A 26,039-nucleotide genomic window follows, 5' to 3' on the forward strand; every position below is an offset into this window, starting at 1 on the left:
AACACGCTGCGGGGGCACGGTAACAACTTTTAAATATTGTTTAAAGGTTACGAAATTATTGTAATTGTGAAATTTAATGATGGATTGTTTGTGGGGTTTTGACAGGCAGGCTGGCACCAGGCGATTTTCCTGGCTATTATGCTGCACTTTGTGATCGCGCGCACGGAAGCCTGCCCCAACTAGCGAATTCTTATGTCATTACCCCACTCGTCTGTACTCCACGAAGGCCACGTCGCCACCGTTTTACGTTCGCCTCAACGTCTGATGCGCGAAACCCTGGCCGGCGTGATTACCGCGCTGGCGCTGATCCCGGAAGTGATTTCGTTTTCCGTGGTCGCGGGCGTGGACCCGAAAGTGAGCCTTATCGCCTCCGTGGTGCTCTGTTTTGCCCTTTCCCTGCTCGGCGGGCGTCCGGCCATGGTAACCGCGGCGGCGGGCTCCGTCGCGCTGGTTATTGGCCCGATGGTCCATCAACACGGCGTACAGTACATTTTGCCTGCGGTAGTGATGGCGGGCGTGATTCAGATCCTGTTCGGCGCGCTGGGTATGGCGCGGCTGATGCGCTTTATTCCCCAGTCGGTGATGACCGGGTTTGTTAACGCCCTTGGCATTTTGATTTTCTTTGCCCAGGTTCCCCATTTCTGGAGCCGAAGCCCGCTGATTGTGGGCCTGTTCGTGCTGACGCTGCTGATTGTGCTGTGGGTGCCACGCTATATCAAAAGCGTCCCCTCCCCGCTGATTGCCATTGTGGTGCTGACGCTGTTTACCGTCACCAGCGGACAAATTCTGCCAACGGTGGGTGATGAAGGCTCCATGAGCGGCGGTTTGCCTGGCTTTACGCAACTGCTGGTGCCGCTTAACCTGGAGACGCTGAGCATCATCTGGCCGTGCGCGCTGAGTATCGCCTTCGTTGGCCTGCTGGAATCGCTACTGACGGCTAAGCTGGTGGATGAACTGACCGTGACCCCTTCAAGCAAGCGCCGCGAGAGTATCGGGCTGGGCGTAGGAAATATCATGGCCGGGTTCTACGGCGGCATTGCGGGCTGCGCGATGATTGGGCAAACCATCGTTAACGTGGAGATGGGCAAAGGCAGAAGCCGTATCTCCACCCTTGCGGCAGGCGTTGTGCTGCTGATACTGGTCACGGCGCTCAGCGAGGTAATGGCTAAAATCCCGATGGCGGTACTGGCGGGTATTATGGCAATTGTGGCCGTCAAGACCTTTAGCTGGCATAGCGTTCAGCCCGGAACGCTGAAAAACGCGCCGGTGGCGGAAACCGTCGTGATGCTGGTGACGGTTGTGGCAACGGTTTCCACCGGTAACCTGGCGATTGGCGTGCTGGGCGGGATTGTGATGATGTTCATCCTCCCTGCCCGACTGAAGCAAAAGGCGCTGGCTACAGAAGAAAAATCGTCGCCAGTCCAAGAAAAATAAAGAAACCGCCGGTATCGGTAATGGCGGTAATCATCACGCTCGACCCCACAGCGGGGTCGCGCCCCAGACGGGTCATCGTCAGCGGGATAATCACGCCCATCATCGCCGCCACCAGCAGGTTCAGCACCATCGCCAGCATCATGACCCCGCCGAGCGCCATATCATCGTACAGCCACCAGGTGATGCCGCCCATGATGCCGCCCCAGACCAGGCCGTTAATCAGCGCAACGCCCATCTCCCTGAAGATCAGCCACGAAAAATTACCCGGCTGAATATTTTCCAGCGCCAGGGCGCGAACGATCATGGTGATAGTCTGGTTACCGGTATTCCCCCCGATCCCCGCCACAATAGGCATCAGAGAAGCCAGGGCTACCAGCTGAGAAATAGTATGTTCGAAGCCGTCGATGACGCGGGAGGCCACAAACGCGGTGCATAAATTGATGGCGAGCCACGCCCAGCGCGTTTTGACGGCCTTGCCGACGGAGGCGTGAACGTCATCTTCGGCACTGATCCCGCCAAGGGCTCGCAGGTCGTTATCGGTCTCTTCATAGACCACATCAACGATCTCATCGATGGTCAGACGCCCCATCAGTTTGCCCACGGAATCCACCACCGCGGCGCTCACCAGGTCATCACGTTCGAAGGTACGCGCCGCTTTTTCGGCATCGTCTTCCGGCGAAAACACCATCGGCTCGGTTTCCATCACCTCACTCACCCGCTGCTGGGTGCTGTTCAGCAGGATCGTTTTAAGCTCCAGCTCGCCGAGCAGGGTTTTGTCCCGCGAGGTGACAAACAGTTTGTCGGTGTTGTCCGGCATGCTGCCGAGCCGACGAAGGTAGCGCTGCACCGTGCCCAGGGTGACGTCCGGACGCACGGTGATAACGCCAAACTCCATGATTGCGCCGACGCTGTTTTTCTCGTAGTGCATCACCTGACGCACGCGCGCCCGTTCCTCGGCTGGCAGGGAAGCCAGCAGGCGACCGGTCAGGTTTCGCGGAAGGTGCTGTACAAGGTAGATCTGCTCGTCGATATCCAGCGTTTGCAGAGCGTCAAGAATGTCCCGGTCGCTCATCTCATCGATAAGGTCATCCCAGACGTTTTCCGACGCTTCAAGCAGCACCTGACCGCGCTCGTGATCCTGCACCAGCCGCCACAGGGCGTGGCGCTCCTCGGAAGGCAGCGCCTCCAGCGTATCCGCCAGATCCGGGGGCGGTAAATGTGCTACCAGCGCACCTACCTCAGCAATATCGTCGGCCAGCGTGCCGACATCATATTGCTCAGCCAGGGTCAGCTTACCCAATAACGTTGACGTCACCGCTTTATCGGTCGTCAGGAGCCAGATGAGGCGCGCACGCTCCTGGTCACGCTGCCTTGCGCTGTTTTTCTTTAATAACGACATTAATCATAAATCCATGAAATAGGTTGGCTTTAAGCATAGCGCGGGGATATGTAAATAAGAATAAACGGCGTGTCGGGATGGAGAAAAAATCGGCATATATGAAAAATTAACGTGCCGGGCGCACCCGGCACAATCGCACTCAGGCCGTACGCGCCACCGCATCCCGTGACGCAGCATCGCGCTCGTCGCCGGTCAGCTCGCTCAGCTTGCCGTCGCGCATCTCCAGCAGACGGTCGGCGTGAATGAAGTAGTGATCGTCATGGCTGATGGCAAAAATGGTTTTCCCCATCGCCTGCATCAGCGGCAGCAGCACCTGATAAAACTCGCGGCGGAAGTGCGGGTCCTGATCCGCGGCCCACTCGTCCAGCAGGATGATGTCGCGCTCCTCGGCCAGCGCCAGCAGCAGCGCCACGCGTTTCTTCTGCCCTTTCGACAGCCTGAGATTGAGGATTTTGCCATCCTGGAGCTCCAGCTTGTGTGACATTTGCAGGTGCGCAAGCCACTTCTCCACCAGCGCGGGATCCGCCTGCTGCCCTTCCGGACCCAGCAGCTGATCGAACAGCCAGACATCGGTAAATACCGCCGAGAAGAGCTTGCGGTAGTCCTCCGGTTTCTCCGCGCTCAGCGCGTTGCCATCCAGCAAAATTTCACCCGACTGCGGCTGATAGAGCCCCGTCAACAGCATCGCCAGGGTGGATTTGCCGCTGCCGTTGCCGCCGATGAGGAACAGGAGCTCGCCACGGTGAAGGGTCAGGTTTATCGGCCCCACGGAGAACGCACTCTCCTGATAGCGGAAGGTAACGTTACGCAGCTCAAGCGTTTGCCAGTTCGGGAAGGCCTGCGGACGCGGGAACTCGGCCTTAAACGGCGCAAGGTCGAACTTCTTCAGCTTGTTAAAGGCGACCTGAGCGCTCAGCAGCGTCGGCAGTGCGCCAACGGCCGACAGCAGCGGCGTGCGTAAAAACAGCAGCGTCAGGGAATACGTGGCCGCCACGTTGGTATCCGCCCACCCCAGGCTATTCGCCATCCAGAACACCAGGCCAATGGCGCCCAGCATCATAATGTTGGACCAGTTCACGGCGCTCAGGTGGAACGTATCGGCGCGAATAATATGATGACGATATTCGTGCGCGTCAGGAATATAGAGGTTGTTGAAGATGTGCTCGGCGCGCTCGCGGTTCAGCGTCAGCTCTTTGCGCCCTTCCAGCACCGTCTGATAGTCGTTATAGAGCTTGTCTTCCGTTTCGCGCAGCACCGCCATGTGCTTATAGACACGGGAGACCAGCAGGAACCCGCCCCAGATGGTGATGGCAATCCACAGCGCCGTCACGGCCAGCATTTTGCTGGAGAGCCAGGCGAGATAGGCCGCCGAGCCAAAGGTCAGGATGATCCCCTGCACCAGCTCCGGCAGACGTACAAACGCGATGGTAATGGCGCGCACGTCGCTGGTCAGCCCCGCCAGCAGAGAGGCGCTTCCCAGCTGTTCGATGCGCTCAACCTGGGTGTCGAGAATACGTTTGATGAACTCACTGCGCAGACGGAAAACGAAATGGTGGCCGAGCGCGGTCAGCGCCAGCTGCGATCCGAGCGTGACCGCCATCAGCAGCAGCAGTAATCCCAGAAATTCCGGCAGGACGGAGAGTGACGTATCGACCATTTCGATCAAGCGCACGTTAATGAAGGCAATCAGGCCAATCCCCAGCGCCGCGCTGGCAAGGCTTAGCGCCATTACCGCGATGAAAGGCCAGCGGTACTGCCGCCAGACAAGAAGAAGTAGTTGCATGCAGAGCAATCCGGACAAGAAAAATCAGCCAGCAGTGTAAACTGCCTTTCACACACATCAAGAATAATTCTTATTTTTATTCTCTGTACGCTGCCTGCCGGAACGTAAGGTTGTAGCGAAACGCCCCCGCCACCGGGTGTTCGCCATTTTTAAGCGGCTGAATACCATGGTAAAAAAGCCGTGACTCACCGCCCCAGACCACCACATCGCCATGCTCCAGCATCAGCCGTTTTAGCGGGTCGTTGCGCCGCAGCCCGCCAAACTGAAAGACAGCGGGCAGCCCAAGGGATACCGAGACAATCGGCGCGCGCAGATCCGGCTCGTCCTTATCCTGATGCAGGGAGAGTTTTGCCCCGACGGCATAGCGGTTGATGAGGCAGGCGTCGGGTCGAAAATCAGGATAGCCGGCCGCGACGGCGGCATCATGGCACAGCGCCTGAAACGCCTCCGGCATTGGCGGCCACGGCTGCCCCGTCAGCGGATCGTTCGGCGCATATAAATAGCCCCGCGCATTCGTCGCCCATCCCAATTCGCCGCAGTTGGTCATCGCCACGGACATGGTATACCCGCCCGGCGTAACCATATGGCGAAAAGGCGAACGGGCGGTGACGGCATTAATGCCGTCGAACAGCGCCGCCGCGCGGGAAAGCGCGAAGCGTCTCAGGATCGTCGCCCCGGGCGCGAGCGGCTCCTGCCAGGGTTCAGCCTCCGCAAAAAGATCGAGCATTATCCCTCCTGTTTATTCGCCTCACGTTTTAATAATAGTACCTTACGCGCTGCCCCCCAGCGATAGCCCGAGAGCGCACCGTCGTTACGCACCACGCGGTGACAGGGGATCACAATCGCCAGTTTATTGGCCCCGCAGGCCCCCGCCACGGCGCGCACGGCGTTGGGTTTGCCAATGGCCTTCGCCACCTGCTGATAGCTTGCCGTCTCACCGCAGGGGATAGCCCGTAGCGCCTGCCAGACCTGCTGCTGGAAGGCGGTACCGCGGATATCCAGCGGCAGCGTCAGGGGCGTCGCGCGGCTGTCGACAGAGGCCATCACCTGACGGATCCGCCCGGCAAACGCGCCTTCCATCGGTTCACGGACGGCAAGCGGAAACAGTGAAAGCAGCTCGGCCGTCAGCGCGGCGTCGTCATCCCCCAGCAGTATCGCGCAGATCCCACGCTCGCTTTCCCCCACCAGACAGCGGCCCAGCGAGCAGTCGCTGATGGCATAGCGGACTGCGGCATCCCCGTTGCGGTACTGTCTGGCCGTCATGCCCAGCGCGCCATCGGCTTTACGGTAGTAGCTGCTGCTGTCCGGGAACCCGGCGGCCAGAACGGCATCGGTGATTTTACCGCCCTGCGCCAGCGTGCTGCGCAGGCGTTGTTCGCGCGCGGCCTGCTGCCAGGCTTTCGGCGTCATGCCGGTAACGGATTTAAACAAGCGGTGGAAATGGAACGGGCTCATGGCAACCTGCTGCGCCAGCGCGTCAAGGTTCAGCGCGGCATCCTGCTCAAGCAGCCGGCAGGCCAGCGCAATACGGGCCTTTTTCTGCGCCATAGGATCGTCCTGGTCCGGCAAACAGCGTTTACAGGGACGGTAGCCCGCCAGTCCTGCCTGGTGAGCATCAGGATAGAAGCAGACATTTTTACGCAGCGCGTGGCGGGCGCGGCAGGACGGGCGGCAATAAATGCCGGTCGTCTGCACGGCAAAAACAAACTGGTTATCCGCATGAGGATCGCGGGCCAGAACGGCCTGCCAGCGATCCTCATCGGTGAGATAGGTTGTGTTTTTCATCATCGGCTCCTCTTACAAGCATACGCTTAGCCTGCCTGAACGCCACCGAACAAAAACCCGCAACCTTGCTTTTTAATTTTTCTCGCTTACCAGGAAGCTGTTGAACTGCGGTGAACTCCAGGTTTTAAACCCGTCAGCCTCTTTGGTGATCATATAGACGGCCAGCCCTTCCTGGCGCACCACCTCTTTGGCTTTCTCCGTGCCGAGCACCATCAGTCCGGTGTCCCAGGCGTCCGCTTCCAGCGCGGTTGGGGCTATCACCGTAACGGACACCAGATTGTGGGTAATGGGGCGTCCGGTTTGCGGATCGATAACGTGCGAAATACGTTTGCCGTCCAGTTCGTAATAGTTGCGGTAGCTGCCGGAGGTGCTGATACCGTGCCCGTTGATGTCGACAATCGCCTGCACCGCGTTCTGCTGGTCGGTTGGTTTCTGGATAGCCACCCGCCAGGGCCTGCCGCTGGCGTTCATGCCCCGGCTGACGAGCGCGCCACCTACGGAAACCAGGTAACGGGGAATGCCTTCCTGCGCCATCAGGGCCGTAAGATGGTCCGCCGCATACCCCTCGCCTACCGTAGAGAGATCCACAAACAGATCGGGAATATCCTTTTGCAGGTATTGCTGACCGTACTGGCCGATCACCGACAGATGCTGTAACCCTGTACGGGCGCGGGCGTCGTCGATGGCGGCCTGATCGGGGGTAGCCACCGGCTGTTTGTCAGGGCCAAATCCCCACAGATTGACCAGCGGCCCCACGGTCACATCCATTGCGCCGTTGGTTTTGTAGCCCACGCGCATAGATTCCGTGACGATATCGGCCATCGCTTCGCTCACCGGCCACAGCGAGGTGCTGCTGGAGCGATTGAAACGCATCAGCGCTGAGTCATTTTTATACGTCGAGAGCAGCTGATCGTCGGCATCCAGCTGCGCCTGAATTTTTCCGCGTAATTCTTCAGCGCGGGATTTATCAATATCCATCACGCTGACGCGCCAGAAGGTCCCCATGGTTTTCCCTTCCAGCACCGTCGCGGCTGGCGCCTCGATTTTTGCGGGCTGCGTAGAAGAGTCACACGCGGTCAGGAGTAAAACAATCGCCAGAAAGCTGGCGCGCAAAAAAGTCATTTCCATTGGTTATTATCCTCATGCCAGGGCGGCAAGAGTACACTAAAACAGCGTATTTGTAAGACCCTAAAAAAGCATGAAAAAAGGGGCCTGATGGCCCCTTTGTTGCAGTATGAGCAATTAGAACTGGTAAACCAGACCCAGCGCTACGATATCGTCGGTGCTGATACTGGTGCGGCGAGTGAAGTCGTTTTCATCCAGCAGGTTGATTTTGTAATCAACGTAGGTGGACATGTTTTTGTTGAAGTAGTAAGTCGCGCCCACGTCAACATACTTCAGGATATCCTGATCGCCATAGCCTTCGATGTCCTTACCTTTAGATTGCAGGTAAGCCACGGATGGACGCAGACCGAAGTCGAACTGATATTGAGCAACCACTTCGAAGTTCTGTGCTTTGTTAGCCCAGCCCTGATCGCCAACGCGGGTCGCGTTGTAGGTCTGAGAATATTGCGCAGCCAGGTAGATGTTGTTCGCGTCGTATTTCAGACCGCCGGTGTAGGTCTCAGCACGATCGCCGTTACCGAAGTAGTTTGGCGCGTTCTGGTCATCAGTACGTTTAGAGCTGGTGACAGCCGTACCGAGTGCGAAGCCTTCGCCCAGATCGTAGGTCAGAGAGCCGCCGTAGCCGTCACCGTTCTGACGCAGCGCATCACGGCCGTTATTGGTCTGGCCTTCACCGCTTGGGCTGCCGTTTTTACCCTGGTACTGTAACGCAAAGTTCAGGCCATCAACCAGACCGAAGAAGTCCTGGTTACGGTAGGTCGCGAAGCCGTTACCGCGCTGCTGCATGAAGTTGTCAGAACCGTAGGTGTCGCCGCCGAATTCCGGCAGAACGTCGGTCCAGGAAGTGACATCGTAAACAACGCCGTAGTTACGACCGTAGTCGAATGAACCCGCATCAGCGAATTTCAGACCAGCGAACGCTACACGCGTCCATGAGTTGTTTTCGTTCTCGCCAGAGTTGCCCTGGATCTGGTATTCCCACTGGCCGTAACCGGTCAGCTGATCGTTAACCTGAGTTTCGCCTTTGAAGCCCAGACGCATGTAGGTCTGGTCGCCGTCTGCACCGTCGTCATCGGAGAAATAGTGCAGGCCATCCACTTTACCGTACAGATCTAATTTGTTGCCGTCTTTGTTATAAATTTCAGCCGCATTTGCTGCGCCTGCCACCAGCAGAGCTGGTACCAGGAGGGACAGTACTTTAACTTTCATTTTATTAACCCTCTGTTATATGCCTTATTATTTACCACTGCTTACTGGTCAACCCTCTTAACCAGTCGGCAAGTTCATTCTCCTCAAAAATGCAGAATAATCCAACAGGAATATGATACGAAAACTTTGAAGATGTTTCACTTTACCATCAAGATGTTTCAATTTGTAAATTTCAAGGAACTTTCACAGAGCATCAAAAGTTTAAAAATATAGCACGGATAATCAAAACAAAAATATATCGTAAATATTTCAATACATTAATTTAAAAAACAGTACCGCACTGAATGACAAAAAAATTCCCTTCAACACCACTAAAATAACTCTCGCTATCATCATTAACTTTATTTATTACCGTCATTCAGTTCTGAATGTCTGTTTATCCCTAATTGAACCGGATGCTTCGCATTCGGTTTTTTTTTACCTTTCTTTACGTCAGCAGACATTTAATGTGCTACCCGCCTGTAATGATAACGACTATTAACTAAATTCAGCGTTGGCGTTTACAGAATTTCTTTTTTTGTAGCCGCAATTAATTTCTTGTTAATTCGTGCTATTTTTCAGCCGTTGTGACGGCGTATTTGTACATTTGACTGGGTTTTGTACATCTTTTACCCGGATGTCGTTGAAGCGGGTTGCGACAGATAAAAAGTCAAGGTCATGCCGATAACGACGCTGGAAATTCGGTTATTACCCTTTATACTGCCCTATCCCATTACCGCGCGGCCATTACGGGTTAAACACATCAATGAGTCAGACAGAAACTACCGCCCCGAGCAAATTCTCCCTTCTACCGGGCAGCATCACCCGTTTCTTTCTTCTGTTGATCGTTGTGCTGTTAGTCACAATGGGGGTGATGGTCCAGAGCGCCGTGAACACCTGGCTTAAAGATAAAAGCTATCAAATCGTCGATATCACCCACGCGGTGCATAAGCGCATTGATACGTGGCGCTATGCGACCTGGCAAATCTACGACAATATCGCCGCCGCGCCTGCCACCTCGTCAGGCGAAGGGTTGCAGGAAACGCGCCTTAAGCAGGATGTTTATTACCTTGAAAAACCCCAGCGCAAAACTGAAGCCCTGATTTTCGGTTCGCACGACAGCGCAACGCTGGAGATGACGCAGCGGATCTCCTCCTATCTGGACACCCTGTGGGGCGCCGAGACCGTTCCGTGGTCCATGTATTACCTGAACGGCCAGGACAACAGCATGATCCTAGTCTCTACCCTGCCGCTTAAGGACCTCTCGTCCGGCTTTAAAGAGACCACCGTTGGCAGTATTGTGGATTCCCGCCGGGCAGAAATGTTGCAACAGGCCAACGCGCTGGACGAGCGCGAAAGTTTTTCTTCGCTACGCCGCCTGGCCTGGCAGAACGGCCATTACTTTACGCTGCGCACCACCTTTAACCAGCCGGGCCATCTGGCGACCGTGGTTGCTTTCGATCTGCCGATTAACGATCTCATCCCGCCGGATATGCCGCTGGACAGTTTCCGTATGGAGCCAGACAACAGCACCCAGAATATGCGCGCGCCGTCGGACAAAGAAGGCGCGGACAGCGTCGCGATCTCCTTTAATGGCTCAAAAATCGAGATTGCCTCATCGCTCAATTCAACCGGTATGCGGCTGGTGTGGCAGGTGCCTTTTGGCACCCTGATGCTTGATACCCTGCAAAACATTCTCCTGCCGCTGCTGCTGAATATCGGCCTGCTGGCGCTGGCGCTGTTTGGCTACAGCACCTTCCGTTTCCAGTCGGGCCGCCAGAGCGACTCGACATCGGTATCCTCAGGAACCAGCAACGAACTGCGCGTCCTGCGTGCCTTAAACGAAGAGATTATTTCCGTGCTGCCGCTGGGGGTGCTCGTTCACGATCAGGAAGCAAACCGCACGGTCATGAGCAATAAAATTGCCGACCACCTTCTGCCGCACCTTAACCTGCAAAATATTACGGCCATGGCGGACCAGCATCAGGGCGTTATCCAGGCCACCATTAATAATGAACTGTATGAGATCCGTCAGTTCCGCAGTCAGGTCGCCTCGCGCACGCAAATCTTCATTATTCGCGATCAGGATCGCGAAGTGCTGGTAAATAAAAAGCTCAAGCAGGCGCAAAGGCTGTACGAGAAGAACCAGCACGGCCGCGCCGCGTTTATGCAAAATATCGGCGATGCCTTTAAACAACCGCTGAAGTCACTCGCCACGCAGATTGCTGATTTAAGCACGCCGGAAAGCCGACAGCTGAGCAGCCAGGCCGACTCGCTGGTTCGTCTGGTGGACGAAATCCAGCTGGCGAATATGCTGGAGAACGACATCTGGAAGGGCACCCCGACGCTCTTCTCTATTCAGGATCTGATTGATGAGGTGGTACCGGAAGTGCTGCCGGTGATCAAGCGCAAGGGTCTCCAGCTGTTGATCAACAACCATTTGCCGGCCAACGACGAGCGTCACGGCGATCGTGATGCCCTGCGCCGCATTCTGATGATGCTGATCCAGTATGCCGTCACTACGACGCAGATCGGCAAGATCACCCTTGAAGTCAGCACCGATGAATCCACCGACGATCGCCTGACGTTCCGCATTCTGGATACGGGCGAAGGCGTGACCGTCAGCGAAATCGATAACCTGCATTTCCCGTTCCTGAACGATACGCAGCGTGATCATTATGGTAAGGCGAATGCCCTCACCTTCTGGCTCTGCGATCAGCTGGCGCGCAAGCTGGGCGGTCATCTGAACATCAAGGCCCGCGAATCCCTCGGTACCCGCTACTCCTTACACGTCAAAATGGCGGCGAATCCACAGGAAGAGGATGAAGAGCGTCTGCTGGATGATGTGGTCGTAATGGTGGATGTGACCTCCAGCGAGATCCGTAATATCGTCGTTCGTCAGTTAGAAAACTGGGGCGCGTCCTGCATCACCCCGGACGAAAGGCTCGCGAGTCAAGAATTTGATCTATTTTTAACTGATAATCCGTCTAATCTTACTGCCTCAGGCTTGCTTTTAAGCGATGATGAGCCAGGCGTGCGGAAAATTGGCCCTGGGCAGCTGCGCGTCAACTTTAATATGAGCAATGCAATGCAGGAAGCTGTATTACAACTGATTGAAGAGAATCTGGCGCAGGAAGAGATCCTGGAGTCACCGTTAGGCGGCGATGAAAATGCAGAACTCCATGCCAGCGGATATTATTCGCTCTTCGTTGATACAGTACCAGATGATGTTAAGCGGTTGTATACTGAGTCCGCTGCGCAGGATTTTGCAGCGCTGGCACAGACAGCACACCGGCTTAAAGGGGTGTTTGCCATGCTTAATCTGGTTCCCGGCAAGCAGTTATGTGAAACGCTGGAACATCTAATTCGTGAGAAAGATGCCTCTGGCATTGAAAAATACATCAGCGACATTGACGCTTACGTCAAGAGCTTGCTGTAGCAAGGTAGCCTTATACATGAACAATATGAACGTAATTATTGCCGATGACCATCCGATTGTACTGTTCGGTATTCGCAAATCACTTGAACAGATCGAGTGGGTGAATGTAGTCGGTGAATTTGAAGATTCCACAGCTCTCATTAACAACCTGCCTAAACTTGATGCGCACGTGCTCATTACCGATCTCTCCATGCCTGGAGATAAATACGGTGACGGCATTACGCTCATCAAATACATTAAACGCCACTTCCCGGACATTTCGATCATTGTTCTGACCATGAACAATAACCCGGCGATCCTGAGCGCCGTTCTGGATCTCGATATTGAAGGGATTGTACTGAAACAAGGCGCACCTACCGATCTGCCAAAAGCGCTGGCGGCGCTACAGAAAGGGAAGAAATTCACCCCTGAAAGCGTCTCACGCCTGCTCGAAAAAATCAGCGCGGGTGGCTATGGCGACAAGCGTCTTTCGCCAAAAGAGAGTGAGGTTCTGCGTCTGTTCGCTGAAGGTTTCCTGGTCACTGAAATTGCCAAGAAGCTGAACCGCAGTATTAAAACCATCAGTAGCCAGAAAAAATCCGCGATGATGAAGCTGGGTGTGGATAACGATATCGCCCTGCTGAACTATCTCTCTTCCGTGACGCTGAGCGCAACGGACAAAGATTGATCTTCGCTGTTTACGCCGGGTGGCGCTCGCGCATACCCGGCCTACAGCCGCCGGAGAAATAAAAAAGGCCCTTTCGGGCCTTTTTTATTGTCTCGCTTTTCGTACCCGCTCCGCATACACGGATAGGGTCTGCTTCAGGACATCCAGCGTGACCGGCTTCGACAGACAGCTGTCCATCCCGGACTCCAGACAGCGCTGTTTCTCCTCTGCCAGGGCGTTGGCTGTCACCCCGACCACCGGTAGCGTCAGCCCCAGCTGTCGGATACGCTGCGTCAGACGGTAACCGTCCATGTTAGGCATGTTCACATCGCTGAGCACAATATCAATATGGTTCTTACTTAAGACATTCAGGGCATCCACGCCATCATTGGCCGTTTTACACTGATAGCCCAGCGAGCCAAGCTGGTCTGCGAGCAGACGACGGTTAATTGGATGATCGTCGACAACCAGAATCATCATATCGTCGTTCACCGACGCCAGCTCATCAGGGGAGGCCAGCGCGGTCGCGCCATCGCTGTCCTCAAGCTGTACGCTGTAAATGCGCGCCAGCAGGCCCAACAGCTCGTGCGGTGTCGCCACGCTGTGCACCCACAGCCCAGGCGAACGCTCAATCGGAATACCGATATGGCGGCGACAGAACATCACCACCCCGCGTCCCGCCCACGCCTGGTCTGGCTCAACGTCGGTGATCAGCATGTCATCCGCGTCCGGCGTCTGGCCTTCATAGCGTGAGACCCGCACGCCGCTGCTGGTCAGCATCGAGGTCAGGAAATCGTGTAAGGAGGCGTTGTGCACCGCCAGCCAGCAGTGCTTATCGCTCAGCCCGTCGACCGTGGCTTTCGCCGGATAGTGTGCCGAATAGAGCGGAATACGGATGGTGAACTGGCTGCCCATACCCGGCTCGGTATCGACGGAGATATCCCCGTCCATCATGCTGATCAGCTTCTCACAGATCGCCAGGCCCAGCCCGGTCCCCTGGAAGTTGCGCTGTACGCCCGTTCCCACCTGGAAGAACGGATCGAACAGGCGAACAACTTCTTTCGCCGGGATGCCGACCCCCGTGTCGCGCACGCGAATGGTCAGGTACTCCCCTGCCCTACAGACATGCAGCACAATACAGCCGATATCGGTGAATTTGATGGCGTTGCTCAGCAGGTTCGAAATGACCTGTTGCAGACGCATCGGATCGCCATGCAGCGTCAGCGGCACATCCGGCTCGATAAAGCAGTACAGCCCCAGCTGCTTGCGCACCACCAGCGGCAGATAGTTGGCGCTGATATGGTTCATCACCTCGCGCGGGGAGAACTCACGCGGTTCAATTTTCAGCTGCTCAGACTCAATTTTAGAGAAGTCGAGAATATCGCTGATGATTTTCAGCAGCAGGCTGGAGGAGTTGTTCATGGCCGTTACCAGCCGGTCGACCCCTTTCGGCAGCTCCTTGGTCTGGAGCAGATCGAGGTTACCGATAATGCCGTACAGCGGCGTACGCAATTCATGGCTAACGGTCGCAAGGAACATCGACTTGGACTGACTGGCCTGCTCCGCCGCCTGCGCCATATCCTGCAATGACTCTTCCATCTTCACGCGCGCAGAAACATCCACCAGCACGCAAATCGCCACGTTTTCATTACGGTAGCGCGAATGGACGAAGCTGATTTGCAGGTTGGTGTGGGTACTGGTCAGCACGTCCACAAAGTTAACCTGCTGACCGCAGATGATCTGCGTTAACCGCTGGCGGTCTTCATGCGTGAGCATGTTCAGGTAGTTATGGGCAAGCTCGTTACTGAGGATATTCGTCCCGTCCTGAGTACGCAGGATACAGATCCCCACTGGCGCCGAGGCGACAATCTTACGGTTAAACTGCTCGTGCTCTTCCAGACGCTGCGCATCCGCTTCCGCCGGAATAAAGATCCGCCGCTCATACATTCTCGCCAGCATAAACAGCGCCACGCCTACCGCGATGTTCAACAAAATGGCGTTAAGGATCAGGATGCGAATGCGCTCCAGCACCTTGTCCACCGGCAGCGAGTAGACGATGCTCAGCGACGACGGCGGCAAACTTTTCTTTAGCACCAGTTCGCGGAAACCGGAGGTATAGCCAAACCATGACCGCTCCTGCATCCAGCTGGGCTCCACCTTCAGGCGGTTTTCTGGCCCGGCAAGGGAGATGAGCGGGTGGCCGTTTTCATCCAGAATGGTCACGCCCATCGGCAGGCTGCCCGGCGTGAAGAAGTTTTCCATGCGGATGGTTTGTTCAATCCCCAGCAGCGCTTGCAGGCGGTTCCCGAGATAAACCGGAGTCAGGGCATAGAAATAGCCGACGCCCATGCGCGGCCCCTGGCTTATCCAGAAGATGTTGTTTCCACGCTCTTCCTGAGGCGCATTACGGTATTTCACGATGCGCTCATGCAGGCTTTTCAGCGCGTCTTCACGTTCGACGGGCATATCCCGCAGGCCGAAATCCGCCATGCAGAGGTTTTCGTTGCCAATCAGGTAGACGCGGTTCAGATCGTAGGCGGCGGAGAAGTTATCGCGCCAGTAGCGCATAAACCATGAAAGCGACTCCAGTGAGCCACGCCAGGCTTTGCCCATGGCTGAACAATCGGAGTCCGGGAAGAGCGGTTCGAAATCAGGTACTTCGGTTTTTTCATCTCGTCCACGAAGGGCCAGAATGCCGTTCTCCGCCGTCAGTCGATTTTCGGCAATATACTTAAGCTCTTTCATCACGTCAGACGTGCGCTGGATATAGCGCTGGGCCTGATCCGAGCTTAAGTTAAACTCCTGACGGATCTCCGCTTCTTTCTGGTGCAGCGCGTTAACGATGTAGAACACCGAGAGCAGCGCCACCAGCAACCAGAGCAGCAGCGCAAGCGCCCGAAACAGATAGCGAGAGACTTTTAGCGTGGTACGAAAGGAAACGAGGTATTTCAAAGGGGCGAGGCTCCGCCATCGGGGAAAAAAGAATGTGGTTAAGGTAGCGGTAAACGCGGCTTGTCGCAACGTTCACTTGTCTGCTTACGCAAAACAAAAGGGCCGGAAACCGGCCCTTTATGCGTCAGGAGACGTTACTCGTCAGCGTCATCCGCTGCGTCATCATCGGTGTCCGCTTCCGGGACGATTTCGTCATCCCCTTCCGCGACGCTGCCGTCGATAGAGTCGAGCTCTTCGTCATCCACCGGCTCAGCAACGCGTTGCAGACCGACGACGTTTTCATCTTCCGCAGTACGGATGAGGATAACGCCCTGGGTGTTACGACCCACCACGCTGATCTCAGACACGCGCGTACGCACCAGCGTACCGGCATCGGTGATCATCATGATCTGGTCCGCGTCGTCCACCTGCACCGCGCCCACAACGGAACCGTTGCGCTCGGTGACCTTGATGGAGATAACGCCCTGCGTGCCGCGTGATTTGGTCGGGTATTCGCTTTCCGCCGTACGCTTACCGTAACCGTTCTGGGTGACGGTCAGGATTGCGCCTTCGCCACGAGGAACGATCAGGGAAACAACGGTGTCTTCACCCGCCAGCTTGATACCACGCACGCCGGTCGCCGTACGGCCCATGGCGCGAACGGCGTTCTCTTTAAAGCGCACCACTTTACCGGCCGCAGAGAAGAGCATCACTTCATCAGAACCGGACGTCAGATCCACGCCGATCAGTTCGTCGCCTTCGTTCAGGTTCACCGCGATAATCCCGGCAGAACGTGGACGGCTGAACTCGGTCAGTGCGGTTTTCTTCACGGTACCGCTCGCGGTCGCCATAAAGACGTTCACGCCCTCTTCGTACTCGCGTACCGGCAGGATGGCGGTGATACGTTCGTTCGCTTCCAGCGGCAGCAGGTTGACGATTGGACGTCCACGCGCGCCACGGCTCGCTTCCGGCAGCTGATAGACCTTCATCCAGTACAGACGGCCCCGGCTGGAGAAGCAGAGGATCGTGTCGTGGGTGTTAGCCACCAGCAGACGGTCAATGAAGTCTTCTTCTTTAATACGTGCCGCAGATTTGCCTTTACCGCCACGACGCTGTGCTTCGTAGTCGGTCAACGGCTGATACTTCACGTAGCCCTGGTGAGACAGGGTCACTACCACGTCTTCGCGGTTGATCAGATCTTCAATGTTGATATCAGAGCTGTTGGCCGTGATTTCGGTACGACGCTCGTCGCCGAACTGATCGCGAACCAGCTCCAGCTCTTCGCGGATCACTTCCATCAGGCGCTCTGCGCTGCCCAGGATATGCAGCAGCTCGGCAATCTGTTCCAGCAGCTCTTTGTACTCGTCGAGCAGTTTTTCATGCTCAAGGCCGGTCAGTTTCTGCAAACGCAGATCCAGAATCGCCTGGGCCTGCTGTTCAGTCAGGTAGTACTGACCGTCACGCACGCCGAATTCCGGTTCCAGCCACTCAGGACGCGCGGCGTCGTCGCCGGCACGTTCCAGCATCGCCGCCACGTTGCCCAGATCCCATGGACGCGCAACCAGCGAGGCTTTCGCTTCTGCCGGGGTTGGCGCACGGCGGATCAGCTCGATGATCGGGTCGATGTTCGCCAGCGCAACGGCCAGTGCTTCAAGGATATGAGCACGATCGCGCGCTTTGCGCAGTTCAAAGATGGTACGGCGAGTCACCACTTCACGGCGGTGACGCACGAACGCGCTCAGGATCTCTTTCAGGTTCATGATCTTCGGCTGACCGTGGTGCAGCGCAACCATGTTGATACCGAAGGAGACCTGAAGCTGAGTCTGGGAGTAAAGGTTGTTCAGCACAACTTCACCCACCGCGTCGCGCTTGATTTCAATCACGATGCGCATACCGTCTTTGTCAGACTCGTCACGCAGCGCGCTGATGCCTTCAACGCGTTTTTCTTTTACCAGCTCGGCGATTTTTTCAATCAGACGCGCTTTGTTCACCTGATACGGGATCTCGTGAACAATGATGGTTTCACGGCCGGTTTTGGCGTCCGCTTCCACTTCGGCGCGGGCACGGATGTAAATCTTGCCGCGACCGGTGCGGTATGCTTCTTCAATACCGCGACGACCGTTGATGATCGCCGCCGTCGGGAAGTCCGGGCCCGGGATGTGTTCCATCAGCCCTTCAATGCTGATGTCTTCATCGTCGATGTAGGCCAGGCAGCCGTTGATCACTTCCGTGATGTTATGCGGCGGAATGTTGGTTGCCATACCGACGGCGATACCGGACGAACCGTTCACCAGCAGGTTTGGGATCTTCGTTGGCATAACGTCAGGAATTTTTTCCGTGCCGTCGTAGTTATCAACGAAATCAACCGTCTCTTTTTCCAGGTCGGCCATCAGCTCATGGGCAATCTTCGCCAGACGGATTTCCGTATAACGCATTGCCGCGGCGGAGTCGCCGTCGATAGAACCAAAGTTACCCTGACCATCTACCAGCATGTAACGCAGCGAGAACGGCTGCGCCATACGGACAATGGTGTCGTACACCGCGTAATCACCATGAGGATGGTATTTACCGATTACGTCACCAACGACACGGGCAGATTTTTTGTAGGCTTTATTCCAGTCATTGCCCAATACGTTCATGGCGTATAGTACGCGACGGTGTACCGGCTTCAGGCCATCGCGGACGTCCGGCAGCGCACGGCCAACAATGACCGACATCGCATAGTCCAGATAGGAGCTTTTCAGCTCTTCCTCGATGTTAACCGGTGTAATTTCTCTCGCAAGGTCGCTCATCTAACCGCTATCCCTCTACTGTATCCCGGATTCAAAGGTCGCAAATTATAACACAGCCGCGGTGATACAGGTAAACCTATACGCTTTATTCACAGGGATTGCCTGATATACTCATTTGTCTTGCTAAATAAGGAGTAAAAGCGCCCATGAATGCCGAAAAATCCCCGGTGGCTCACAACGTTGACCACGAAGAGATTGCCAAATTTGAAGCGGTGGCGTCCCGCTGGTGGGATCTCGAAGGTGAGTTCAAACCTCTGCATCGTATTAACCCGCTGCGTCTGGGCTATATCGCGGAGCGTTCCGGCGGTCTGTTCGGTAAAAAAGTGCTCGACGTCGGCTGCGGCGGCGGCATCCTGGCGGAAAGCATGGCGCGCGAAGGGGCCACCGTCACCGGCCTGGACATGGGCTTCGAACCCCTACAGGTTGCCCGTCTTCACGCGCTGGAGTCCGGCGTACAGGTAGACTACGTTCAGGAAACCGTGGAAGAGCACGCGGCAAACCATGCGCACCAGTACGACGTGGTGACCTGCATGGAGATGCTGGAGCACGTTCCCGATCCGCAGTCGGTGGTGAACGCCTGTGCAAAACTGGTGAAGCCGGGCGGCCAGGTCTTCTTCTCGACCATCAACCGCAACGGCAAAGCCTGGCTGATGGCCGTGGTGGGCGCGGAATATGTGCTGCGCATGGTGCCGAAAGGGACGCACGACGTGAAGAAGTTTATCAAGCCTGCCGAACTGCTGGGCTGGGTTGACCAGACATGGCTTAAGGAGCAGCACATCACCGGCCTGCACTACAACCCGCTAACGGATAAATTCAAACTTGCCCCAGGCGTGGATGTTAACTATATGTTGCATACAACCGCCAAAAACGACTAACGTCATCCGTTATTCTTATAATGATTGCGCGACATCATGTTGCGCAATTCTGACCTCCCGTTGAAGAAATCAGCACTCGATCAAATTTTGAATTTTTTTTCTGGAATATTGACATCTCTTCCAGGCCTTATGGCACGAGGACTTAGCCTTTTTTACCCTTTCACAACCTCAATTTAACGTCAAAATCAACCCTTGTACTGAAAAGAATCCTTACTAGAATACTCACCATATAGCGTTATTCTTATCGCAAAACCCCTATATGTAGTATTTATCCACAGAGTTAGTCACAAGACGGATCTGTGGATAAGCGGGGGATATTTTTTATTTCACGGACAGGTAAAAACCCACATGAATCAGAGTCTGCTGGTGACAAAGCGCGACGGTACCACCGAGCGTATCAATCTGGACAAAATCCATCGAGTTCTCGACTGGGCAGCAGAAGGACTGAACAACGTATCTATCTCCCAGGTTGAACTGCGTTCTCACATTCAGTTCTACGACGGCATCAAAACGTCTGATATCCACGAAACCATTATCAAAGCAGCGGCGGATCTGATCTCCCGCGACGCACCGGATTATCAGTACCTCGCTGCGCGTCTGGCGATTTTCCACCTGCGTAAAAAAGCCTACGGCCAGTTCGAGCCGCCGAAGCTTTACGATCACGTGGTGAAAATGGTTGAGCTGGGCAAATACGACACGCATCTGCTGGAAGACTATACGGAAGAAGAGTTCGAGCAGATGAACGGGTTTATCGATCACTGGCGCGACATGAACTTCTCCTACGCGGCGGTGAAGCAGCTCGAAGGTAAATACCTGGTTCAGAACCGTGTGACCGGTGAGATCTACGAAAGCGCCCAGTTCCTCTATATTCTGGTGGCCGCCTGCCTGTTCTCGAATTACCCGCGTGAAACCCGTCTGGATTACGTGAAGCGTTTCTACGATGCGGTATCAACGTTCAAAATTTCTCTGCCTACGCCAATCATGTCTGGCGTGCGCACCCCTACCCGTCAGTTCAGCTCCTGCGTTCTGATCGAGTGTGGTGATAGCCTGGATTCCATCAACGCCACCTCCAGCGCCATCGTAAAATACGTTTCCCAGCGTGCCGGTATCGGCATTAACGCTGGCCGTATCCGCGCGCTGGGCAGCCCGATCCGCGGCGGCGAAGCGTTCCACACCGGCTGTATTCCGTTCTACAAGCACTTCCAGACGGCAGTAAAATCCTGCTCTCAGGGCGGCGTGCGCGGGGGTGCAGCAACCCTGTTCTACCCAATGTGGCACCTGGAAGTGGAAAGCCTGCTGGTTCTGAAGAACAACCGCGGCGTTGAAGGCAACCGCGTGCGTCACATGGACTACGGCGTGCAGATCAACAAGCTGATGTACACCCGTCTGCTGAAAGGTGAAGACATCACCCTGTTCAGCCCGTCCGACGTCCCGGGCCTGTACGACGCGTTCTTCGCCGATCAGGACGAGTTCGAGCGTCTGTACACCAAATACGAAAAAGACGACAGCATTCGCAAGCAGCGCGTGAAGGCGGTAGACCTGTTCTCCCTGATGATGCAGGAACGTGCCTCTACCGGTCGTATCTACATTCAGAACGTTGACCACTGCAACACCCACAGCCCGTTCGACCCGGTCGTTGCGCCAGTGCGCCAGTCTAACCTGTGTCTGGAGATCGCCCTGCCGACCAAACCGCTGGACGATGTGAACGACGAAAACGGCGAAATCGCCCTGTGTACGCTCTCCGCGTTCAACCTGGGTGCGATTAAGAGCCTGGACGAGCTGGAAGAGCTGGCCGTGCTGGCAGTTCGCGCGCTCGACGCCCTGCTGGACTACCAGGATTATCCAATCCCGGCGGCAAAACGCGGCGCAATGGGCCGTCGTACCCTGGGTATCGGCGTGATCAACTTCGCCTACTGGCTGGCGAAAAACGGCAAGCGTTACTCCGACGGCAGCGCCAACAACCTGACCCACCAGACGTTCGAAGCGATTCAGTACTACCTGATGAAAGCCTCCAACGAGCTGGCGAAAGAGCAAGGCGCGTGCCCGTGGTTCAACGAAACCACCTACGCGAAAGGCATTCTGCCGATCGACACCTACAAAAAAGACCTGGATGCGATCGTCAGCGAGCCGCTGCACCTCGACTGGGAAGGCCTGCGCGAGTCCATTAAAACGCACGGCCTGCGTAACTCCACGCTCTCTGCCCTGATGCCGTCCGAGACCTCTTCGCAGATCTCCAACGCCACCAACGGTATTGAGCCACCGCGCGGCCACGTCAGCATCAAAGCGTCGAAAGATGGCGTGCTGCGTCAGGTGGTGCCGGACTACGAAACGCTGGGCAACAACTACGAACTGCTGTGGGAAATGCCAAACAACGACGGCTACCTGCAACTGGTGGGTATCATGCAGAAGTTTATCGACCAGTCGATCTCTGCCAATACTAACTACGACCCAACGCGCTTCCCGTCAGGCAAGGTTCCGATGCAGCAACTGCTGAAAGACCTGCTCACCGCCTACAAATTTGGCGTGAAGACCCTGTACTATCACAACACCCGTGACGGTGCGGAAGACGCACAGGACGACCTGGCCCCGTCAATTCAGGACGACGGCTGCGAAAGCGGCGCATGTAAGATCTAATGTAAATGCCGGGTGGCGCTCCGCTTACCCGGCCTACGATTTTGTTTGCCCGATTGACAAAATCTCTCACAGGACACACTCATGGCATATACCACCTTTTCACAGACGAAAAACGACCAGCTCAAAGAGCCGATGTTCTTCGGCCAGCCGGTCAACGTGGCACGCTACGATCAGCAAAAATATGACATCTTCGAAAAGCTGATTGAAAAGCAACTCTCCTTCTTCTGGCGTCCGGAAGAAGTTGACGTTTCCCGCGACCGTATCGATTTCCAGGCGCTGCCGGAACACGAAAAGCACATCTTCCTCAGCAACCTGAAGTACCAGACGCTGCTGGACTCCATTCAGGGTCGTAGTCCGAACGTGGCGCTGCTGCCGCTGATCTCGATTCCTGAGCTGGAAACCTGGGTAGAAACCTGGGCGTTTTCTGAAACGATCCACTCCCGCTCTTATACCCACATTATCCGCAACATCGTGAACGATCCGGCGGTGGTGTTTGACGATATCGTTACCAACGAGCAGATCCAGAAGCGCGCCGAAGGCATTGCGCACTACTACGATGAGCTGATCGAGATGACCAGCTACTGGCATCTGCTGGGCGAAGGCACGCACACCGTGAACGGCAAAACCGTCACCGTGAACCTGCGGGCGCTGAAAAAACAGCTCTATCTGTGCCTGATGAGCGTCAACGCGCTGGAAGCAATCCGCTTCTACGTGAGCTTCGCCTGCTCCTTCGCCTTTGCCGAGCGCAAGCTGATGGAAGGCAACGCCAAAATTATCCGTCTGATCGCCCGTGATGAAGCCCTTCACCTGACCGGCACCCAGCATATGCTGAACCTGCTGCGCAGCGGAACGGACGATCCGGAGATGGCGGAAATTGCGGAAGAGTGCAAACAGGAGTGCTACGACCTGTTCGTGCAGGCCGCCCAGCAGGAGAAAGAGTGGGCAGACTACCTGTTCCGCGACGGCTCCATGATTGGCCTGAACAAAGATATTCTCTGCCAGTACGTTGAGTACATCACCAACATCCGCATGCAGGCGGTTGGCCTCGATCTGCCGTTCCAGACGCGCTCTAACCCGATCCCGTGGATCAACACCTGGCTGGTGTCCGATAACGTGCAGGTGGCGCCGCAGGAAGTGGAAGTGAGTTCGTATCTGGTCGGTCAGATTGACTCTGAAGTCAACACCGACGATCTGAGCGATTTCCAGCTCTGATGACCCGCGTAACGCTACGCCTTTCGGGTACAGAGGTGCTGTGCCAGGAAGAGCACCCTTCCCTGCTGGTGGCGCTGGAAGCGCATCAGGTAGAGGTAGAGTACCAGTGTCGTGAAGGCTATTGCGGCTCCTGCCGCTGCCGTCTGGTCGCAGGCCAGGTGGACTGGCTGACCGAACCGCTGGCCTTTATCAGTGAAGGGGAAATTTTGCCCTGCTGCTGCCGGGCAAAAGGCGATATAGAGATCGAGATGTAACAGTGTCGGGTGGCGCTACGCTTACCCGACCTACAAAACCGCAGTTCGTAGGCCGGGTAAGGCGAAGCCGCCACCCGGCAATTTCAGCGTTTATCCTTCAAAAAACTCACCGCTTTATCCGGGAAATCCGTAAACAGCCCGTCCACGTCCGCCTGGTTATACAGCACGTCGTAAAGCTGATTCACGTCCGTCGCATAGTCCGGCAGCTGGTCTGCACGCACGGTATACGGATGCACCTGCATGTTGCTCGCGTGCGCCTCTTTCACCATCCCCGTCAGCTTCACGTGACCCGGCGTTGAGCCTTCCGCCACCAGCATGTGGTAATCCGGCCCAATGCCGTCGGCGTACTGCGCAATCTGCTTCATCGCGCCCGGCTTAAACATCCAGTCGTAGTTGTAGTTCACCCACTTCCCGTCCGGCTGTTTTTCCTGGGTTTCGTTCCAGTCGGTATAGGCAATCAGCTGCACCAGATTGAGATCCATCCCCATCTTCGGCTCCAGCTCGGTTTTGATGCGCTTCAGCTCCGCGGCATCGAAACATTGCAGGAAAACCTTATCCTGCTTGCTGGTGTAGCCGTACTTTTTCAGCACCTCCAGCGTCGTAGCGGCAATGTCTTTTCCTTCCTGATGGTGGAACCACGGCGCTTTGATTTCCGGATAGATACCGATGTTTTTCCCGGTCGAGTGGTTCAGCCCCTGAACAAACTCGATCTCCTCTTCGAAGGTGTGAATACGGAAGTCAGATTTGCCCATCGGGAAACGTCCCGGATAGACCTGCACCTTCTTGCCGTTTTCAATCTCGAAGCCCTCGGTAAACGTCAGCGAGCGGATCTCGGCCAGCGTGAAGTCGATGGCGTAATAGCGACCGTCTTTACGGGCGCGATCCGGGAAGCGTTCCGCCACGTCCGTGACGCGGTCAAGATAGTGGTCATGCAGAACGACCAGCCGATCGTCCTTCGTCATCACCAAATCCTGCTCCAGATAATCCGCGCCCTGCGCATAGGCCATCGCCTTCGCCGGCAGCGTATGCTCCGGCAGATAACCGCTGGCGCCGCGATGGGCAATCACGATTTTATCCGCCGCCAGCGCGGAGCCGGTCATCAAACCGGCCAGCAGCAGGCCGGCTGCAAGTTGAGTGAATTTCATGACAAGGCTCCTTATTGACGACGCGCCAGCACTTCAGCGTGGTGACGTTTTTCACCGATCATCACGACGATCAACAGCAGAACCGCCAGCACGCTGCCGCCAATCATCACCATAAAGCCACCGTCCCAGCCGAAGAAGTCGACGGTGTAACCGACGATGGCACTTGCCGCCACTGAACCGCCGAGGTAGCCAAACAGACCGGTAAAGCCCGCCGCCGTGCCTGCCGCTTTCTTCGGCGCCAGCTCCAGCGCGTGCAGGCCAATCAGCATCACCGGACCGTAAATCAGGAAGCCGATAACGATCATACAGGCCATGTCTACTGATGGATTACCCGGCGGGTTCAGCCAGTAAACAACCGTCGCGATGGTCACCAGGGTCATAAAGAACACGCCCGTCGCGCCACGGTTACCTTTGAACACTTTATCCGACATCCAGCCGCAGATGAGCGTGCCGGGAATGCCCGCGTACTCATACAGGAAGTAGGCCCAGGAGGATTTATCCAGCGCGAAGTGCTTCACCTCTTTCAGGTAGGTCGGGGACCAGTCGAGGATGCCGTAGCGCAGCAGGTAAACGAAGACGTTCGCCACCGCGATGTACCACAGCAGCTTGTTTGGCAGCACGTACTTCATGAAGATCTGCTTTGCCGTCAGCTCTTCTTCGTGCTTCTCGCTGTAATCATCCGGATAGTCGTTTTTGTACTCTTCGATTGGCGGCAAGCCGCAGGACTGCGGCGTGTCGCGCATCAGCGCAAAGGCGATAATCGCCACCAGGATCGCCCCAAAGGCTGGCATATAGAGCGCCGCGTGCCAGTCGTTGAACCAGGCCATCCCCAACAGGAACAGCAGCGGCGGAAGCCCGCCGCCGACGTTATGCGCGCAGTTCCAGACCGACACAATGCCACCACGCTCCTTCTGTGACCACCAGTGAACCATGGTGCGTCCGCACGGCGGCCACCCCATCCCCTGGAACCAGCCGCAGAGGAACAGCAGCACGAACATGATGGCAATGCTGGAGGTCGCCCATGGCACGAAGCCCATGAACAGCATGACCGCTGCCGCGAGGATCAGCCCGGCAGGCAGGAACACGCGCGGATTCGAACGATCCGACACTGACCCCATAATGAATTTCGAAAAACCGTACGCGATGGAGATCCCCGACAGCGCGAACCCCAGGTCGCCGCGAGAGAAGCCCTGCTCCACCAGATACGGCATGGCGAGCGCAAAGTTTTTACGTACCAGATAGTACGCCGCATACCCGAAGAAGATCCCGAGGAAGATTTGCCAACGCAGACGGCGGTAGAGAGGATCGATCTCTGCCTCTGGCAGTCGCGCCCGGTGTGGCGCAGGTTTAAAGATACTGAGCATAACAGCCTCCGTGGCCTTTCAAATAATGACCGG

The 26,039-nt window shown here is 56.0% G+C and carries 17 protein-coding genes; 7 read left to right on the plus strand and 10 right to left on the minus strand.

The features are described from left to right. Positions 1-192 precede the first annotated feature (192 nt). On the plus strand, positions 193-1,434 hold the full coding sequence (locus tag DBR02_RS01475) for a SulP family inorganic anion transporter (protein ID WP_107533403.1): 1,242 nt from the start codon (positions 193-195) through the stop codon (positions 1,432-1,434). On the opposite strand, the gene mgtE is transcribed toward DBR02_RS01475, so the two are convergent. From mgtE to DBR02_RS01505, 6 genes are all read right to left on the minus strand, one after another. Beyond that, the gene (gene mgtE, locus DBR02_RS01480; protein WP_063450351.1) at positions 1,397-2,833 is read right to left on the minus strand and encodes a magnesium transporter; all 1,437 of its coding nucleotides are present in this window, start codon (positions 2,831-2,833) and stop codon (positions 1,397-1,399) included. The two genes, DBR02_RS01475 and mgtE, sit on opposite strands and share 38 nt — an antisense overlap. Positions 2,834-2,972: 139 nt before the next feature. After that, entirely contained in the window at positions 2,973-4,616 is a 1,644-nt protein-coding gene (locus DBR02_RS01485; RefSeq protein ID WP_063450352.1) for a multidrug ABC transporter permease/ATP-binding protein, read from the minus strand. Between the two features lie 76 nt (positions 4,617-4,692). After that, complete coding sequence (gene alkB / locus DBR02_RS01490) at positions 4,693-5,343, minus strand: DNA oxidative demethylase AlkB (RefSeq protein ID WP_107533404.1); 651 nt, start codon at positions 5,341-5,343, stop codon at positions 4,693-4,695. Then, positions 5,343-6,401 (minus strand): bifunctional DNA-binding transcriptional regulator/O6-methylguanine-DNA methyltransferase Ada, encoded by a 1,059-nt coding sequence (gene ada, locus DBR02_RS01495; protein ID WP_107533405.1) that lies wholly within the window; start codon positions 6,399-6,401, stop codon positions 5,343-5,345. Before ada ends, alkB begins: the two co-directional genes overlap by 1 nt. A 72-nt stretch (positions 6,402-6,473) precedes the next feature. Beyond that, a complete protein-coding gene (apbE, locus tag DBR02_RS01500) occupies positions 6,474-7,529 on the minus strand; it encodes an FAD:protein FMN transferase ApbE (protein WP_107533406.1) in 1,056 nt (351 codons plus the stop codon). 114 nt (positions 7,530-7,643) lie between these two features. Further along, complete coding sequence (locus DBR02_RS01505) at positions 7,644-8,735, minus strand: porin OmpC (RefSeq protein WP_063450356.1); 1,092 nt, start codon at positions 8,733-8,735, stop codon at positions 7,644-7,646. Between the two features lie 745 nt (positions 8,736-9,480). Here DBR02_RS01505 and rcsD point away from each other — a divergent pair. After that, positions 9,481-12,153, plus strand: a complete 2,673-nt coding sequence (gene rcsD / locus DBR02_RS01510) for a phosphotransferase RcsD (protein WP_107533407.1) — start codon at positions 9,481-9,483, stop codon at positions 12,151-12,153. Positions 12,154-12,169: 16 nt separating this feature from the next. Next, a complete protein-coding gene (gene rcsB / locus DBR02_RS01515) occupies positions 12,170-12,820 on the plus strand; it encodes a response regulator transcription factor RcsB (protein ID WP_003859405.1) in 651 nt (216 codons plus the stop codon). Between the two features lie 84 nt (positions 12,821-12,904). Here the strand turns inward: rcsB and rcsC are convergent, their stop codons facing one another. Beyond that, positions 12,905-15,751, minus strand: coding sequence for a two-component system sensor histidine kinase RcsC (gene rcsC / locus DBR02_RS01520; RefSeq protein WP_102750732.1), 2,847 nt, complete (start codon positions 15,749-15,751; stop codon positions 12,905-12,907). A gap of 134 nt (positions 15,752-15,885) precedes the next feature. Beyond that, the gene (gyrA, locus tag DBR02_RS01525; protein ID WP_107533408.1) at positions 15,886-18,522 is read right to left on the minus strand and encodes a DNA topoisomerase (ATP-hydrolyzing) subunit A; all 2,637 of its coding nucleotides are present in this window, start codon (positions 18,520-18,522) and stop codon (positions 15,886-15,888) included. A gap of 146 nt (positions 18,523-18,668) precedes the next feature. Between gyrA and ubiG the strand changes: the two genes are divergently transcribed. The 4 genes from ubiG (at position 18,669) to yfaE (ending at position 23,497) form a co-directional block, all read left to right on the plus strand. Next, positions 18,669-19,397, plus strand: a complete 729-nt coding sequence (gene ubiG, locus DBR02_RS01530) for a bifunctional 2-polyprenyl-6-hydroxyphenol methylase/3-demethylubiquinol 3-O-methyltransferase UbiG (protein WP_107533409.1) — start codon at positions 18,669-18,671, stop codon at positions 19,395-19,397. 348 nt (positions 19,398-19,745) lie between these two features. Beyond that, complete coding sequence (gene nrdA / locus DBR02_RS01535; RefSeq protein WP_023300610.1) at positions 19,746-22,031, plus strand: class 1a ribonucleoside-diphosphate reductase subunit alpha; 2,286 nt, start codon at positions 19,746-19,748, stop codon at positions 22,029-22,031. An 81-nt stretch (positions 22,032-22,112) separates the two neighbouring features. Further along, positions 22,113-23,243: a class Ia ribonucleoside-diphosphate reductase subunit beta gene (gene nrdB, locus DBR02_RS01540; RefSeq protein WP_063868242.1), complete on the plus strand. Its 1,131-nt coding sequence runs from the start codon at positions 22,113-22,115 to the stop codon at positions 23,241-23,243. Continuing rightward, the gene (gene yfaE / locus DBR02_RS01545) at positions 23,243-23,497 is read left to right on the plus strand and encodes a class I ribonucleotide reductase maintenance protein YfaE (RefSeq protein ID WP_063868240.1); all 255 of its coding nucleotides are present in this window, start codon (positions 23,243-23,245) and stop codon (positions 23,495-23,497) included. Before nrdB ends, yfaE begins: the two co-directional genes overlap by 1 nt. An 83-nt stretch (positions 23,498-23,580) precedes the next feature. Here the strand turns inward: yfaE and glpQ are convergent, their stop codons facing one another. Continuing rightward, the gene (gene glpQ, locus DBR02_RS01550; protein WP_107533410.1) at positions 23,581-24,642 is read right to left on the minus strand and encodes a glycerophosphodiester phosphodiesterase; all 1,062 of its coding nucleotides are present in this window, start codon (positions 24,640-24,642) and stop codon (positions 23,581-23,583) included. An 11-nt stretch (positions 24,643-24,653) separates the two neighbouring features. Beyond that, positions 24,654-26,006 (minus strand): glycerol-3-phosphate transporter, encoded by a 1,353-nt coding sequence (gene glpT, locus DBR02_RS01555; protein ID WP_063868234.1) that lies wholly within the window; start codon positions 26,004-26,006, stop codon positions 24,654-24,656. Between the last annotated feature and the right edge of the window lie 33 nt (positions 26,007-26,039).

This window comes from Enterobacter cloacae complex sp. (assembly GCF_900322725.1).
GTDB classification, from domain to species: Bacteria; Pseudomonadota; Gammaproteobacteria; order Enterobacterales; family Enterobacteriaceae; genus Enterobacter; species Enterobacter quasihormaechei.

Bases quoted from the DNA above. Each gene is read 5' to 3' on its own strand.
- DBR02_RS01475 (WP_107533403.1), top strand. From the start codon at position 193: ATGTCATTACCCCACTCGTCTGTACTCCACGAAGGCCACGTCGCCACC.
- nrdB (WP_063868242.1), top strand. From the start codon at position 22,113: ATGGCATATACCACCTTTTCACAGACGAAAAACGACCAGCTCAAAGAG.
- nrdA (WP_023300610.1), top strand. From the start codon at position 19,746: ATGAATCAGAGTCTGCTGGTGACAAAGCGCGACGGTACCACCGAGCGT.
- glpQ (WP_107533410.1), bottom strand. From the start codon at position 24,642: ATGAAATTCACTCAACTTGCAGCCGGCCTGCTGCTGGCCGGTTTGATG.
- DBR02_RS01505 (WP_063450356.1), bottom strand. From the start codon at position 8,735: ATGAAAGTTAAAGTACTGTCCCTCCTGGTACCAGCTCTGCTGGTGGCA.
- glpT (WP_063868234.1), bottom strand. From the start codon at position 26,006: ATGCTCAGTATCTTTAAACCTGCGCCACACCGGGCGCGACTGCCAGAG.
- yfaE (WP_063868240.1), top strand. From the start codon at position 23,243: ATGACCCGCGTAACGCTACGCCTTTCGGGTACAGAGGTGCTGTGCCAG.
- apbE (WP_107533406.1), bottom strand. From the start codon at position 7,529: ATGGAAATGACTTTTTTGCGCGCCAGCTTTCTGGCGATTGTTTTACTC.
- ubiG (WP_107533409.1), top strand. From the start codon at position 18,669: ATGAATGCCGAAAAATCCCCGGTGGCTCACAACGTTGACCACGAAGAG.
- ada (WP_107533405.1), bottom strand. From the start codon at position 6,401: ATGAAAAACACAACCTATCTCACCGATGAGGATCGCTGGCAGGCCGTT.
- gyrA (WP_107533408.1), bottom strand. From the start codon at position 18,522: ATGAGCGACCTTGCGAGAGAAATTACACCGGTTAACATCGAGGAAGAG.
- mgtE (WP_063450351.1), bottom strand. From the start codon at position 2,833: ATGTCGTTATTAAAGAAAAACAGCGCAAGGCAGCGTGACCAGGAGCGT.
- DBR02_RS01485 (WP_063450352.1), bottom strand. From the start codon at position 4,616: ATGCAACTACTTCTTCTTGTCTGGCGGCAGTACCGCTGGCCTTTCATC.
- rcsB (WP_003859405.1), top strand. From the start codon at position 12,170: ATGAACAATATGAACGTAATTATTGCCGATGACCATCCGATTGTACTG.
- rcsD (WP_107533407.1), top strand. From the start codon at position 9,481: ATGAGTCAGACAGAAACTACCGCCCCGAGCAAATTCTCCCTTCTACCG.
- alkB (WP_107533404.1), bottom strand. From the start codon at position 5,343: ATGCTCGATCTTTTTGCGGAGGCTGAACCCTGGCAGGAGCCGCTCGCG.